The sequence below is a fragment of the Bradyrhizobium sp. 2TAF36 genome (assembly GCF_052114925.1).
Lineage (GTDB): Bacteria > Pseudomonadota > Alphaproteobacteria > Rhizobiales > Xanthobacteraceae > Bradyrhizobium > Bradyrhizobium barranii.
This window is the reverse complement of record NZ_JBFRFR010000005.1, coordinates 42,608-56,459: the sequence shown is the minus strand read 5'-3', so window position 1 is coordinate 56,459 and position 13,852 is coordinate 42,608. Positions and strand designations below refer to the sequence as shown.

Genomic DNA, 13,852 nt, shown 5'->3' with positions numbered 1-13,852 from the left:
AGCCGATACGATGAGCCTCCAACTCGACTTTCCCGCGGTGCTGGAGCGTTGGCCGAATTTTCTGGCCGGCGCGGCGCTGACGCTGGAGTTGGCGGCCTTTGCGACGGTGCTCGGCGCCCTGTTCGGCACGCTCGCGGCCGTCGGCCGCGGCTCGCGAAGCTCGCTGATCGCGGGCGCCTGCAAAGTCTATGTCGAGACCATCCGCAACACGCCGCTGCTGGTCCAGATCTTCCTGGTCTATTTCGGCCTCGCCAGCCTCGGCCTGAAATTCTCCGCCTTCACCGTGGCGGTGGCCGCGTTGACGATCAATGTCGGCGCCTACACTGCCGAGATCATGCGCGCCGGCTTCGAAGCGATCCCGCGCGGACAGATCGAGGCCGCCGAAGGACTGGCCCTGTCGCGCCTGCAAATCTACTGGCACATCATCCTGCTGCCGGCGATCGAGAAGGTCTATCCGGCGCTGACCAGCCAGTTCGTGCTGCTGATGCTGGCCTCCTCGGTCTGCTCGCAGATCTCGGCGGAAGAACTCACCGCCGTCGCCAACTACATCCAGTCGGACACCTATCGCGCGTTCGAGACCTACATCATCGTCGCCGTGCTCTACGTCATCCTGTCGCTGGTGATGCGCGCGGGCTTCTGGGGCCTCGGCCTCGCGCTGTTTCCGCGCCGGCGCCGGCTCGGCACGCCGTTGTGAGATGACCATGGGCGGACATCTCAACATCAATCATCTGATGTTCCTCGGCCAGGGCGCGCTGTGGACGATTGGCCTGTCCGTGATCGCGCTGATCGGCGGCGGCATCGTCGGCTTCGTGATCGCGCTCGCGCGCATCTCGCCGCTCAAATCGGTGCGGATCGCTAGCGGCGTCTACGTCCAGCTGATCCAGGGTACGCCGCTGCTCGTCATCCTGTTCCTCGGCTATTTCGGCCTCGCCGCGATCGGCCTCAAGGTCTCGCCGTTAGCTGCCGCCGGCGCTTCGCTCACGCTCTATGTCTCGGCCTATCTCGGCGAGATCTGGCGCGGCTGCATCCAGTCGGTGCCGAAGCCGCAATGGGAGGCCGCCGAAGGACTCGCGCTGAGCCGGACCCAGCGCATGCTGAAGGTGATCCTGCCGCAGGCGATCCGCATCGCGACGCCGCCGACCGTCGGCTTCATGGTGCAGATCATCAAGAATACCTCGCTCGCCTCCGTGGTCGGCTTCGTCGAGCTGATGCGGTCGGGCCAGATCGTCAACAACTCGCTGTTCGAGCCGTTCGCCATCTACGCGATCATCGCCGTCGTCTATTTCGCCATGTGCTATCCCCTATCCCTGTTCAGCCAGAAGCTGGAACGGCGGATGGGGCGTGGCAGGTCCAACCTCGCACCAGCCTGACATGCAGAAAAACCCCTCCTCCTCCGAACCGATCGTGTCGCTCCGCGACGTGCAGAAGAGCTTTGGCCCGCTCCGGGTGCTCGATGGCGTCTCCTTTGCCGTCGAACGCGGCGAGGTGCTGGCACTGATCGGCCGCTCCGGCTCCGGCAAGAGCACGGCGCTGCGCTGCATCGACCGCTTCGAGAAGGTGGACGGCGGCGAGATCGTTGTGTGCGGGCATCGCGTCGACCGCCCTGATGTCGATCTGCGCGCGCTGCGCCAGGACGTCGGCATTGTGTTCCAGAGCTACAATCTGTTTCCGCACCTCACCATCGAACAGAACATCACGCTCGCCCCCTGCGCCGTGAAGGGCATGGCCACCTCGCAAGCCAGGGACCTCGCCCGAAAAGTGCTCGCGCAGGTCGGGCTCGACGAGAAACTGCACGCCTATCCCGAGCAGCTCTCGGGCGGCCAGCAGCAGCGCGCGGCGATCGCCCGCTCGCTCGCGATGCAGCCGAAGGTGATGCTGTTCGACGAGGTCACCTCCGCGCTCGATCCCGAGCTCACCGGCGAGGTGCTGAAGGTGATCGAGCAGTTGGCGGCGGACGGCATGACCATGGTGATGGTCACCCATGAGATGGGTTTTGCCAAAGGCATCGCCGACCGGATCGTCTTCATGCATCGCGGCAAGGTCCACGAGACCGGCCCCGCCTCGATCCTGACGTCGCCGGCGACGCCCGAACTCACGCAATTCGTGGGCACTGGAAACTTAAAATCATAACAGGAGRGGAGAACCAAGGATGACAAACAAGACACTGCTGGGGACCGCCACCGCGCTGTTCGGCCTCGTCATGATATCAGCCACGCCGGCATCGGCCGATCTGCTCGACGACATCACGCAGGCCAAGAAGATCCGCATCTCGACGGACGTCGCCATTCCGCCCTCGGGTATGATGGACAGCAGCATGAAGCCGACCGGCTCCGACGTCGAAGTGGCGCAACTGCTCGCCAAGGATTGGGGGCTCGAGCTCGAATTCATCCAGACCACCGGCGCGACACGCATCCCCAACGTCCTGACCGGCAAGGCCGACATCATCATCTCGACCTTGTCGGTGACGCCCGATCGCGCCAAGGTCATCGACTTCACCAAGCGCTATGCGACGCTGCAATCCGACGTCGGTTGCCTGAAATCCTCGACCGTCAAGGACTGGCCCGACTTGAAGGACAAGTCGATCGGCGTCTCCCGCGGCACCACGCAGGACACCACCCTGTCCAACATGAAGGACAAGGACCTCAAGATCTCGCGCTACGACGACGACGCCACGATGGTGACGGCGGCCGTCTCCGGCCAGGTCGACTGCGTCGCCTCGTCGGCGACGATCATCAACCAGATCGGGGTGAAGAACCCGTCGCGCGTGTTCGAATCCCGGATCCCGCTGGCGACCTTCGACCTCGCGATCGGCCTGAAGAAGGGCGAGCAGCGCCTGATGGACAAGCTCAACGCCTGGATCACCGAGAACGTCAAGAACGGCAAGCTCAACGCGATCTACAAGAAATTCCACGGGGTCGAGCTGCCGCCCGACATGCGCAGCTGAAACCAGGGAAAATCGTGGCAGCCGCGAAGCGGCTGTCACGACCAACATAAAATCAAGAAGGACATCACATGCGTCTCGTCATCGGATCCGACCACGCCGGCTGGCCGCTCAAGCAGACCGTTATCGATCACATCCGCAGCCTCGGCCACGACATCGTCGATGTCGGCTCCCATGACGACAAGCCGGTGGACTTCCCCGACATCGCGCGGGCCGTGGCTCAGAAGGTGACGTCAGGCGAAGCCGCACGCGGCATCATGGTGTGCGGCACCGGCGTCGGAGCCTCGATCGCAGCCAACAAGATGAAGGGCATCCGCGCCGCGGTTTGCCACGATGTTCATTCCGCCCATCAGAGCGTCGAGCATGACGACGTCAACGTCATGTGCATCGGAGCGCAGATCGTCGGCGCCTGGCTCGCCGTGGATCTGGTCTCGTCCTATCTCTCGGCCGAGTTCTCGACGGACGAGGATTTTCGCCGCCGCGTCGAGAAGCTGCGCATCATGGACGAGCAAGGCTGACGGCCGGCCGGGATGGCATGCGCTGAGCGATTGGTTCCCTCGCCTGGAATGGATCGCCCGCATCGCCGGCCACGGCTAAACTCTCCCGATTCGTGGAGAGCACCTTGGCCTTTCTCTTCGTCCTCATCGTCGGCCTGATCGCCGGCACCGTCTCAGGCATCGTCGGCACGGGGTCGTCGATCATGCTGATGCCGGTGCTGGTCTATGCCTATGGGCCGAAGGAAGCCGTGCCGATCATGGCGGTCGCCTCCGTGATGGCGAATTTCTCGCGGATCCTGGCGTGGTGGCGCGAGGTCGACTGGCGTGCCTGCGCGGCCTATTCGGTGACGGGCATTCCGGCCGCCGTGTTGGGCGCGCGCACGCTGCTCGCGCTCCCCTCGCACGCCGTCGATCTCGCCATCGGCGTCTTCCTGATCGCGATGGTGCCGGTGCGGCACTGGCTGGCGCGGCACGATCTCAAGGCCAATCTCTGGCACCTCGCGATCGGCGGGGCGATCATCGGCTATCTCACCGGCATCGTGGTCTCGACCGGCCCGCTCAGCGTGCCGCTGTTCCTGTTCTACGGCCTGTCCAAGGGCGCCTTCCTCGCAACCGAAGCGGCCTCCTCACTCGGCCTCTATTTCGCGAAGTCCGTGACCTTCGAACGTTTCGGCGCGCTGACCGCTGACGTCTTCATCAAGGGCCTGATCGCAGGCTCCTCGCTGATGTCGGGCGCCTTCATCGCAAAGCGCTTCGTGCTGCATCTCAAGCCGGAGATGTTCCGCGTGGTGATGGACGCGATCATGATCGCTGCGGGCCTCTCCATGCTCTGGAACGCAACGCAGTCGTAATCGCGCTCAGGCGGCGAATTCGGGCGCGATCGACGGGCTGCCGGCGAGGACGCGGCTTGTCTCAGTTGGTACCGCCTGCTTTTCGAGCCATTGCAGCACGGCGTCGAGCGGCTGCGGCCGATGGTAGTGATAACCCTGCCCGAGCATCACGCCCATCTCGCGCATGGCGTCGGCCTGCTCGGGCCGCTCGATGCCTTCCGCGACGAGCGTCAGCCCTAGCGTGCCGGCGAGCGAGGCGATGACGCCGACGATCGCCTTGTCTTCCGCGCTGTCAGGGATCTCGCTGATGAAGGCTTTGTCGATCTTGACCTTGTCGAGCGGGAACCGCCTGAGATGCGCGAGCGAGCTGTAGCCCGTGCCGAAATCGTCGAGCGCGATGGTTGCGCCCAGGCGCCGCAGGCGGTGCAGCGTCTCGGAGGCGCTGGCGATGTTGTTGATCAGCGAGCCCTCGGTGATCTCGAGCTCCAGCAATGATGCCGCGACATCGAAACGCGCGCAGGTCGCGCGCAGCTCGGCAGCGAGCGAATGGTCGGCGAGCTCGGACGGCGGCAGGTTGATCGCGATCCGGATCTGCGGCCTGCCGGCGGATGCCAGTCGCTGCAACGCGCGACAGGCATCGGTCAGCACGTAGCGCGTCAGCCGCGCATTGTTGCCGCTGCGCTCGATCAGCGACAGGAATTCGCCGGGACCGATCAAGCCAAGTTCGGGATGGCGCCAGCGGATCAGCGCCTCGAGGCCGACAACGGCCTGGCTCCCGAGGTCGACCTGGCTTTGATACCAGACCTCGAACTGCCCCTCGGCGAAGCCCGCGGGAATGGCGAGCTCGAGGTCCCGGCGGCGGCGATAGTCGCGCTGAAGCGCTTCGTCGAGCACAGCGACGGTGCCCGGCGCCTTGCTCTTGGCATGGTAGAGCGCGATGTCGGCGAGCGCCGGCAAATGCGACAGCTCGGGATCGCCGGCGCGGCGCACGGCAAGGCCGATGCTGGCGCGCGGCACGACCTGCTTGTCGTGCAGCCGGATCGGCTCGGAAATCGCATCTAACAGCTGGCGCGCGAACGCCTGAGCGGTCGCTTCATTGCTGACCTCGGGGCGGATGACGACGAATTCGTCGCCGCCGAGCCGGGCGACCCAATCCTGCGGTTCGACCGCATCACGAAGGCGCTCGGAGATGTGCACCAGGAACTTGTCGCCGGCATCATGGCCGAAGGTGTCGTTGATGCCCTTGAAGTCGTCGAGATCGATGAAGCAGAAGGCGATCAGCGAGTCCGGCGAGCCGGCATCGCCGCTCAGGGTCACCAGATGCTCGGACAGCGAGCGACGATTGGGCAGGCCCGTGAGCGGATCGTGCGCGGCCATGTGCCCGAGCCGGTCGAGCGCCCCCGACGTCGTGTGCTGCATGGCGTTGAAGGCACGCGCGAGCTGGCCGAATTCGTTCGTCGATTTGATGTCGGCCGGATAGGCGCGCCCGTCCTGCTTGCTGCGCTGGATCGCCGACATGATCGCGGTGAGCGGCTTGCCGATGAAGATGTTGGCCGAGATCCGCATCGCGATCAGGGTGGCAAATGTCGCGAGCAGGCCGACCACCAGCAGCAACATCAGCCGGCTGCCCGTGTCCGTGTAGACCGTCGCATAGGAATAGGCGATCGCGATACGACCGGCCTGCACGGCGATGTTGCCGTTGCTGTAGCGGATCGGACGCGAGACTTCCGATACCGCCTGGTCCGCCGGCCGCGCCACCACGCGGGCGATCGCGACGCCGGTGTCGTCATAAACGGCCGCCGCGGCAATGGTCTCGTCGTGCATGATCTCGTTGAGGACGCTCGTGACCTGATCGTAGCGCATCTTCCAGAGCGGCTCGGCGATCAGCTCGGCGCGGCTCTCGGCCGTGCGGGCAATGCGCGCGTCGAGCTGCCTGATCTGCGACCAGAAGCTCGATGCCTCGACGCCGGCGGAGGCGAGCAGCTGCACCACCAGCAGCACCGGCACGGTGGCCCAGAGCATCGCGCGGACCACCGAGCGCGAGCGCGACGGCGCCGCCGCCTGCTGCTTGCGATCCGGATCGGTCATGTCGTCACCGTTTCGCATCAGTCAGCAGCGCCTTCCGGAAGCGTCAGCGAAGAGATGAGCGCATCGATGGAGAAATCATACTGGCCGCAGCGCCCCGCTCTCGCCCTGAAGCGCGCGAAATCGATCCGATCGAAGGCGCGCGTCTTGATGAGGTCCCCGACCGCAGCGAGATTGTCGCGCGTGATCGCAGACGTCTTGGCCTCGACGCGGGGCGATGCGGCCGCGAAGTCGCAGCCGTCGGCGTAGTCGCGCAGGAGGACGATCGACCAGCCGCCGAGCAGGAAATGTCCGCCATCGGTCATGAGCAGACGGCCCGCCTTGATCTCGCGCAGCGCGTCCTCCGACCAGTTGAGGCCGACCAGCTGGATGTTCCGGCCGGGCGTGAGGCCGGCAGCGACCACCGCGCGAAGCGCGCCGAGCGCCATCGGATCGTTTCCGGCCCAGATGCCGGCAGGCCGGATCTCCTTGCGCGCGGCCCAGCTCAGATAATTCCTGGTGACCTGCTCCGCCTCCGACTGGGTCCAGTTGGCGAACAGCATCCGGTCCACCACCACGTCGGGCGCGGCGTCCACCGCGAGCTTGAGACCGGCGTTGCGGGCGATCGAGGCCGGCGTGATCTCGTCGCCGCCGATGCCGAGAATGTGGATCTTGCCGTCCGGGCTCTGCCATTTCTCGGCGCGCGCCACTTTGATCAAGGCATTGGCCATCCTCGCACCCGCGGTCTGGAGATCCGTCGTGATGTCGCCGAGCCAGGTCTTGAGCTTTTGCCGGGGCGGTCCGAGGCGCGCGGCGTCGTCGCCGATCAGCGTGTTCGAGAGCAGCAGCGTCTTGACCCCGGCGGCCTCGGCCGCTTCCAGGATGGGAACGGCAGCGGATTCCTCATTCGACAGGATGAGGAAGTCCGGCTTGTCGGCGCGTGCCACCACGCCGAAGCCAAGCTCCTGCATGGTGCGGTAATTCCGCTCGCTGGTCAGCACCTCGACATGCGCGTCGAGCTTGCGGCCCGCGGCCTGCATGGTCTGCGCGACCATGTCCCAGTAGACCTCGCCGGTCTTGCCGGGGTTGACGAAAACGATGTTGAGACGCCCGGCTTCGGCCGCAACGGCGCCGCCAACCGGCAGAAGAAAGCCGCAGGCCATGCCCACGGCGAGCATTATCCGCAAGACTACCGTCATTCGTTTTCGCCATCCCGTATCGGTTTCGAAACTGGACCTGCGTCCGCTAACATTTGGCAAAGTCCGGAACGGCGCGGCGGCGTAGAGCTAACAAAGGGTGTATCGGCTGCGGTGAATTGGGCTAATGGGGGTGCCGGCGATCGCCGTCTCGCCCGTCATTCCGTGCTATCAGCAAACCTGAAACCCTCGACTCGCTGTCCCCATGGCCAAGAACACGCTTTCCTTCGTCTGCCAGAACTGCGGCGCGGCCTATAACCGCTGGCAGGGCAAGTGCGAATCCTGCGGCGAGTGGAACACGCTTGCCGAGGAGGACACGACCGGCAGCGTGCCGGTCTCGATCCGCTCAAAGCGCAAGGGACGGACGTTTGCGCTGGAGAGCCTGTCGGGGAAGACCCAGGACGCTCCTCGCCTGTCCTCGGGCATGACCGAGCTCGACCGCGTCACCGGTGGCGGCTTCGTCCGCGGCTCGGTGCTGCTGGTCGGCGGCGATCCCGGCATCGGCAAGTCGACGCTGCTAACGCAGGCCACCAGCATGATGGCGCGCGCCGGCCACCGCATCGTCTACATCTCCGGCGAAGAGGCGGTCGCCCAGGTGCGCCTGCGCGCCGAGCGGCTCGGCCTGTCGGACGCGCCGGTGCAGCTCGCGGCCGAGACCTCTGTCGAGGACATCGTCTCGACGCTGTCGGAAGGCGCGGTGCCGCGGCTGATCGTGATCGACTCGATCCAGACCATGTGGACCGACACGGTGGAATCCGCGCCCGGCACGGTCACCCAGGTGCGCGCCTCGGCGCAGGCGCTGATCCGCTTCGCCAAGAAGACGGGTGCTGCCATCATCCTGGTCGGCCATGTCACCAAGGACGGCCAGATCGCCGGCCCCCGCGTGGTCGAGCACATGGTCGATGCGGTGCTGTCCTTCGAGGGCGAAGGCTCCCAGCAATTCCGCATCCTGCGCGCCGTGAAAAACCGCTTCGGCCCGACCGACGAGATCGGCGTGTTCGAGATGACTGGCCTTGGCCTGCGCGAGGTCACCAATCCCTCCGAGCTGTTCCTGTCCGAGCGCGACCTGGGCACGCCGGGCACCGCAGTCTTCGCGGGCATCGAGGGCACGAGGCCCGTTCTGGTCGAATTGCAGGCCTTGGTCGCCCCCACCTCGCTCGGCACCCCGCGTAGGGCGGTGGTCGGCTGGGATCAGAGCAGGCTCTCCATGGTGCTGGCGGTGCTGGAGGCCCATTGCGGGGTCAAGCTGTCCGGCCACGACGTCTATCTGAACGTCGCGGGCGGCCTGCGCATCCACGAGCCGGCGGCCGATATGGCCGCTGCGGCCGCACTGGTTTCATCCCTGGTTAATGCGCAGTTACCCACCGATGCCGTCTATTTCGGCGAGATTTCGCTGTCCGGCGTCATCCGCCCGGTGGCGCAGACCCCGGCCCGGCTCAAGGAAGCGGTCAAGCTCGGCTTCAAGCGCGCCGTGCTGCCCGAATCGGCCCGGGGCGGCGATGCCGGCGGCGACGCCGGACTGTCCCTGAACGCGATCAACAGCCTGACGACACTGGTGGCCGAGATCGCGGCCCGGGGCTCCCGCCGCGGCGAACAGAGCCCGCCGGCGGAGAAAAATGCCACACCGGCAAGATTCCGCCGTGGAGAGGGTTAGGCGGAGGTGACGTCCTCCGCCCCCACCGCTATACAGCCGTCACAAAAGCAGCATGGGATTGCGTGGTTGCGGCCTTGCCGGGAACGCCGTCTGGCCCTCACTTAGGGCCACGGCCAAGCACCGATTCGCTGAGCACCTTTGAAGTACGAGCGGACCCGACCAGCCGATGCCAGTAACACTCCTCGACCTGATCCTGCTCGGTGTGATGCTGATCTCGGGCCTGCTCGCCATGGTCCGCGGCTTCATGCGCGAAATCCTGTCGATCGCGGCCTGGGGCGCAGCGGCGATCGTGACGCTGTACTCGTTCTCGAAGCTGCTGCCGACCGCAAAGACCTATTTCAACAACGACACGGTGGCGAGCGTCGTCGTGGTCGCCGGCGTGTTCGTGGGCACCCTGGTCGTGGTTTCCGTGATCACGGTCCGGATCTCCGACATGATCCTGGATTCGCGCATCGGCGCGCTGGACCGCACCCTGGGCTTCCTGTTTGGCCTCGCTCGCGGGCTTTTGATCGTCGTGGTCGCGTTCCTGTTCTTCACCTGGCTGGTGCCGGACAAGCAGCGCCCGGACTGGGTCACGGGAGCCAAATCTCGCGTGGTGCTCCAGGGAACCGGGGATTGGCTGATGGCCCTCTTGCCTGACGACCCCGAGAACACCATCTTGAAGAGATTCAAGAAAAACAAACCAGATGATGATCAAGCTGATTCCGAACAGCAGCCTTCGGGCACTGGCGACGGATACAGCAAACCGGCTCGTGACAGCCTCAAGAAGCTGATCGAGAAACCTGCGGCGCGTTGATTAGGCCCTAAAAGAGAGGCGCGGACGAGATGCGACACCCTGACCAGGACGCCCAACTTGATCTCGGCCCAGCCGCGCTAGAGCTTCAGGACGACCTGGAGGGCGATACGCTCCGCGAGGAATGCGGCGTCTTCGGCATCTATGGCCACCCTGACGCCGCCRCCATCACTGCGCTCGGTCTCCACGCTCTCCAGCATCGCGGCCAGGAGGCCGCCGGCATCGTCTCCTACGACGGCAGCCGCTTTCACTCGGAACGCCGCCTCGGCCTCGTCGGCGACACCTTCTCCCGCCGCGAGGTGATCGACCGCCTGCCCGGCAATATGGCCGTCGGCCATGTCCGCTACTCCACCACCGGCGCCACCATCCTGCGCAACGTGCAACCGCTGTTCGCCGAGCTCAATGCCGGCGGCCTTGCGGTCGCCCACAACGGCAACCTCACCAACGGCCTGACGCTGCGCCGCGAGCTCGTGAAGAACGGCGCGATGATGCAGTCGACCACCGACACCGAGGTGATCCTGCATCTCGTCGCGCGCTCCAGGCGCAGCCGCTTCATCGAGCGCTACATCGACGCGCTGCGCGAGATCGAGGGCGCCTATGCATTGGTTTCGCTGACCAACAAGAAGCTGGTCGGCGCGCGCGATCCGCGCGGCATCCGCCCGCTGGTGCTCGGCGAGCTCGACGGTTGTCCGATCCTGACCTCGGAGACCTGCGCGCTCGACATCATCGGCGCGCGCTTCATTCGCGACATCGAGCCCGGCGAAGTCATCGTGTTCGACGAGAACGGCCAGGACATCCACAAGCCGTTCCCGCCGATGGCGCCGCGCCCCTGCATCTTCGAATACATCTATTTCTCCCGCCCGGACTCCATCGTTCACGGCCGCTCGGTCTACGAAGTACGCAAGGCCTTTGGTGCGCAGCTCGCGCGCGAGAGCCATGTGCCGATCGACGTCGTCGTGCCGGTGCCGGATTCCGGCGTGCCAGCCGCGGTCGGCTACAGCCAGCATTCCGGCGTACCGTTCGAGCTCGGCATCATCCGCAACCACTATGTCGGCCGCACCTTCATCCAGCCGACCCAGGCGATCCGCGAGTCCGGCGTGCGCATGAAGCATTCGGCCAACCGCGCCGCGATCGAAGGCAAGCGCATCATCCTGATCGACGACTCGCTGGTGCGCGGCACCACCTCGAAGAAGATCGTGCGCATGATGCGCGATGCGGGCGCCAAGGAAGTGCATTTCCGCCYCGCCTCGCCGCCGATCCTCTATCCCGATTATTACGGCATCGACCTGCCGGATCGCGGCGGCCTCCTGGCCGCGACGCATTCGCTGGAGGAGATGCGCGAGATCATCGGCGCCGACTCGCTCGCCTTCCTGTCGATCGACGGCATGTATCGCGCCATGGGCGAGCCCGGCCGCGACCCCGCCAATCCGAAATTCTCGGATCATTGCTTCACCGGGGCGTATCCGACTCATCTCACCGACCAGACCCAGACCGAGCAGCAGCCGCGGCAATTGTCGTTGCTGGCGGAGGCGAGCTGACGAAAGACCGCGACGATGCAGCTGGCCATCGCCATTCTCTGCGGAGGGCTTTTGGTCGGCTTCATCGTCTTCGCCTTCAGGCAGGGCATGAAGGTGCCGCCTGACAGCTCGGCGAACGGCCCGAACAATAGTACCAATATCCAGTAGGGCTGCGGCGGGAGATCGAGGGCAGAAATTCCGGGCTTGTCCCGGCCATCCACGCCTGTAAAACCCCGCCATGACAAAACCCCTCGCCAACCGTATCGCTCTCGTCACCGGCGCCTCGCGCGGCATCGGCTTCGCCACGGCCAGGGCGCTGGCCAAGGCCGGCGCGCATATCGTTGCGACGGCGCGCACGCAGGGCGGGCTGGAAGAGCTCGATGACGAGATCCGGAAAGACGGCGGCAGCGCCACGCTGGTGCCGCTCAATCTCACCGATTCCGACGGCATCGCGCGGCTCGGGGCCGGCCTGCACGAACGCTATGGCAAGCTCGACATCCTCGTCGGCAATGCCGGCGTGCTCGGCCCCTCCTCGCCGGTCGGCCATATCGAACTGAAAACTTTCACCGACGTGATGGCCGTCAACGTCTCGGCGAACTTCCAGCTGATCCGCTGCATGGAGCCGCTGCTGAGGCAGTCCGATGCCGGCCGGGCAGTGTTCATCACCTCGGGCGCCGCCAACAAGGCCACCGCCTATGTCAGCCCCTACGCCGCCTCCAAGGCCGCGCTGGAAACACTGGCCCGCGCCTGGGCGCAGGAAACCGCGAACACGCCGCTCCGTGTTAACCTGTTCAACCCGGGCCCGATCCGTACCCGCATGCGCGCCACGTTGATGCCGGGCGAAGATCCGGCGACCCTGGAGACACCCGAGCAGGTTGCCGAATTCATCGTCCCGATGTGCGCGCCTGACTGGACCGAAACCGGCAAGTTCTACGACTACAAGACCCGCACGCTGATGAGCTTCCGCTCGCCGGCCTGATTGACTCAAGCGCCTCCCCGCGATTGACTGCCCGCGCTCAAGCGGCAGCAAGCCGCAAGCCAAAAAAGGGAGGTTGCCATGGCGCCGTGGCATGATCGCGCAGGGCTTGTCTGTACAAGGCTCGGCCGTGCGCTCGTACGACTCTCTCAAGCCTTCTCCATCCTGATTGCAGTCATTGCGTTCGTGCTTCCAGGCACGGCGTCTGCGGGCGACGTCCCGACCTTCGCGGTCGACGCCTCCTGGCCAAAACAGCTACCTAACAACTGGATCCTCGGCCAGGTCGGCGGCATCACCGTCGACTGGCAGGGCCATATCTGGGTGATCCATCGCCCGCGCTCGCTCACCGATGACGAGAAAGGCGCGGGCCTCAACCCGCCGCGCTCGAAGTGCTGCGTGTCGGCGCCGCCCGTGCTCGAATTCGACACGGACGGCAATCTGCTGCGGTCGTGGGGCGGTCCGGGCGAAGGCTATGAATGGGTCGGCCGCGAGCACGGCATCGAGGTCGACGAGCGCGGCTTCGTCTGGGTCGGCGGCAACGCCGACAACGACAACGCCATTTTGAAATTCACGCTCGACGGCAAGTTCGTCGCCCAGATCGGCAAGATCGCGCCGAGCCTCGGCAGCAACGACACCACGCAGCTCGGCAAGCCCGCCGAAACCGCAATCGACAAGGAGGCGAACGAAATCTACGTCGCCGACGGCTATGGCAACCGCCGCGTCATCGTGTTCGATGCGACGACGCTCGCTTACAAGCGGCACTGGGGCGCCTACGGCAGCAAACCCAACGACGACAAGCAGCCGGCGTATGATCCCAAGGCGCCTGTCTCCCAGCAATTCGGAAATCCCGTCCATTGCGTGAAGCTCGCCAATGACGGTCTCGTCTACGTCTGCGACCGCATCAACAATCGCATCCAGGTGTTCAAAAAGGATGGCACCTTCGTGAAGGAGTTCTTCTTCGAGAAGAACACGCTCGGCAACGGCGCGGTGTGGGACGTCGCGATCTGGCCCGATCCGAAGCAGACCTATTTGCTCAGCGCCGACGGCGAGAACAACGAGATCCGGGTGATCAAGCGCGAGGACGGCAGCGTGGTCGGCAGCTTCGGGCACAACGGCCGCAATGCCGGGCAGTTCCACTGGGTGCATGCCATGGCGATAGACGCCAAGGGTAACGTCTATACCGCCGAGGTCGACACCGGTAAGCGCATCCAGAAATTCAAGCTGACCTCGGACGCGCTCAAATAGCGTCTCAACACACTTTGCCCAAAGGTTAACCGACGGATGACGCTACGCCGCAGCGTCATCCGGCTTTAGGCGCATTGCCGCCAGCCGTGGGACACGGTAGAGCGATCAGCCGGAACAAGGCTCCGCAAGAGAGCCGTCC

At 65.3% G+C, this 13,852-nt stretch carries 14 protein-coding genes; 12 read left to right on the top strand and 2 right to left on the bottom strand.

Translation table 11 applies throughout. The features are described from left to right. Positions 1-10 precede the first annotated feature (10 nt). The 6 genes from AB4Z51_RS03950 (at position 11) to AB4Z51_RS03925 (ending at position 4,289) form a co-directional block, all read left to right on the top strand. Positions 11-694, top strand: a complete 684-nt coding sequence (locus AB4Z51_RS03950; protein ID WP_439034766.1) for an amino acid ABC transporter permease — start codon at positions 11-13, stop codon at positions 692-694. Positions 695-701: 7 nt separating this feature from the next. Further along, positions 702-1,370, top strand: a complete 669-nt coding sequence (locus AB4Z51_RS03945; RefSeq protein WP_439034765.1) for an amino acid ABC transporter permease — start codon at positions 702-704, stop codon at positions 1,368-1,370. A gap of 1 nt (position 1,371) precedes the next feature. Continuing rightward, on the top strand, positions 1,372-2,130 hold the full coding sequence (locus AB4Z51_RS03940) for an amino acid ABC transporter ATP-binding protein (RefSeq protein ID WP_439034764.1): 759 nt from the start codon (positions 1,372-1,374) through the stop codon (positions 2,128-2,130). Positions 2,131-2,149: 19 nt separating this feature from the next. Then, positions 2,150-2,944, top strand: coding sequence for a transporter substrate-binding domain-containing protein (locus AB4Z51_RS03935; protein ID WP_071914695.1), 795 nt, complete (start codon positions 2,150-2,152; stop codon positions 2,942-2,944). Positions 2,945-3,012: 68 nt separating this feature from the next. Beyond that, a complete protein-coding gene (gene rpiB, locus AB4Z51_RS03930; RefSeq protein ID WP_085402833.1) occupies positions 3,013-3,459 on the top strand; it encodes a ribose 5-phosphate isomerase B in 447 nt (148 codons plus the stop codon). A gap of 104 nt (positions 3,460-3,563) precedes the next feature. Next, entirely contained in the window at positions 3,564-4,289 is a 726-nt protein-coding gene (locus AB4Z51_RS03925) for a sulfite exporter TauE/SafE family protein (protein WP_439034763.1), read from the top strand. Between the two features lie 6 nt (positions 4,290-4,295). Here the strand turns inward: AB4Z51_RS03925 and AB4Z51_RS03920 are convergent, their stop codons facing one another. Both AB4Z51_RS03920 and AB4Z51_RS03915 read right to left on the bottom strand, forming a co-directional pair. Further along, positions 4,296-6,374, bottom strand: a complete 2,079-nt coding sequence (locus AB4Z51_RS03920) for a putative bifunctional diguanylate cyclase/phosphodiesterase (protein ID WP_439034762.1) — start codon at positions 6,372-6,374, stop codon at positions 4,296-4,298. After that, positions 6,374-7,531: an ABC transporter substrate-binding protein gene (locus AB4Z51_RS03915; protein WP_441497067.1), complete on the bottom strand. Its 1,158-nt coding sequence runs from the start codon at positions 7,529-7,531 to the stop codon at positions 6,374-6,376. Before AB4Z51_RS03915 ends, AB4Z51_RS03920 begins: the two co-directional genes overlap by 1 nt. Positions 7,532-7,733: 202 nt before the next feature. Here AB4Z51_RS03915 and radA point away from each other — a divergent pair, with 202 nt between their 5' ends. From radA to AB4Z51_RS03885, 6 genes are all read left to right on the top strand, one after another. Then, positions 7,734-9,182, top strand: coding sequence for a DNA repair protein RadA (gene radA / locus AB4Z51_RS03910; RefSeq protein WP_354117583.1), 1,449 nt, complete (start codon positions 7,734-7,736; stop codon positions 9,180-9,182). 166 nt (positions 9,183-9,348) lie between these two features. Beyond that, the gene (locus AB4Z51_RS03905) at positions 9,349-9,978 is read left to right on the top strand and encodes a CvpA family protein (protein WP_071914705.1); all 630 of its coding nucleotides are present in this window, start codon (positions 9,349-9,351) and stop codon (positions 9,976-9,978) included. A 29-nt stretch (positions 9,979-10,007) separates the two neighbouring features. Beyond that, positions 10,008-11,513 (top strand): amidophosphoribosyltransferase, encoded by a 1,506-nt coding sequence (purF, locus tag AB4Z51_RS03900; protein ID WP_441497066.1) that lies wholly within the window; start codon positions 10,008-10,010, stop codon positions 11,511-11,513. Positions 11,514-11,528: 15 nt separating this feature from the next. Beyond that, on the top strand, positions 11,529-11,660 hold the full coding sequence (locus AB4Z51_RS03895) for a hypothetical protein (RefSeq protein ID WP_439036340.1): 132 nt from the start codon (positions 11,529-11,531) through the stop codon (positions 11,658-11,660). A 70-nt stretch (positions 11,661-11,730) separates the two neighbouring features. Then, the gene (locus tag AB4Z51_RS03890) at positions 11,731-12,471 is read left to right on the top strand and encodes an SDR family NAD(P)-dependent oxidoreductase (protein WP_354117582.1); all 741 of its coding nucleotides are present in this window, start codon (positions 11,731-11,733) and stop codon (positions 12,469-12,471) included. 78 nt (positions 12,472-12,549) lie between these two features. Beyond that, positions 12,550-13,713: a hypothetical protein gene (locus AB4Z51_RS03885; protein ID WP_441268200.1), complete on the top strand. Its 1,164-nt coding sequence runs from the start codon at positions 12,550-12,552 to the stop codon at positions 13,711-13,713. The last annotated feature ends 139 nt before the right edge of the window (positions 13,714-13,852 follow it).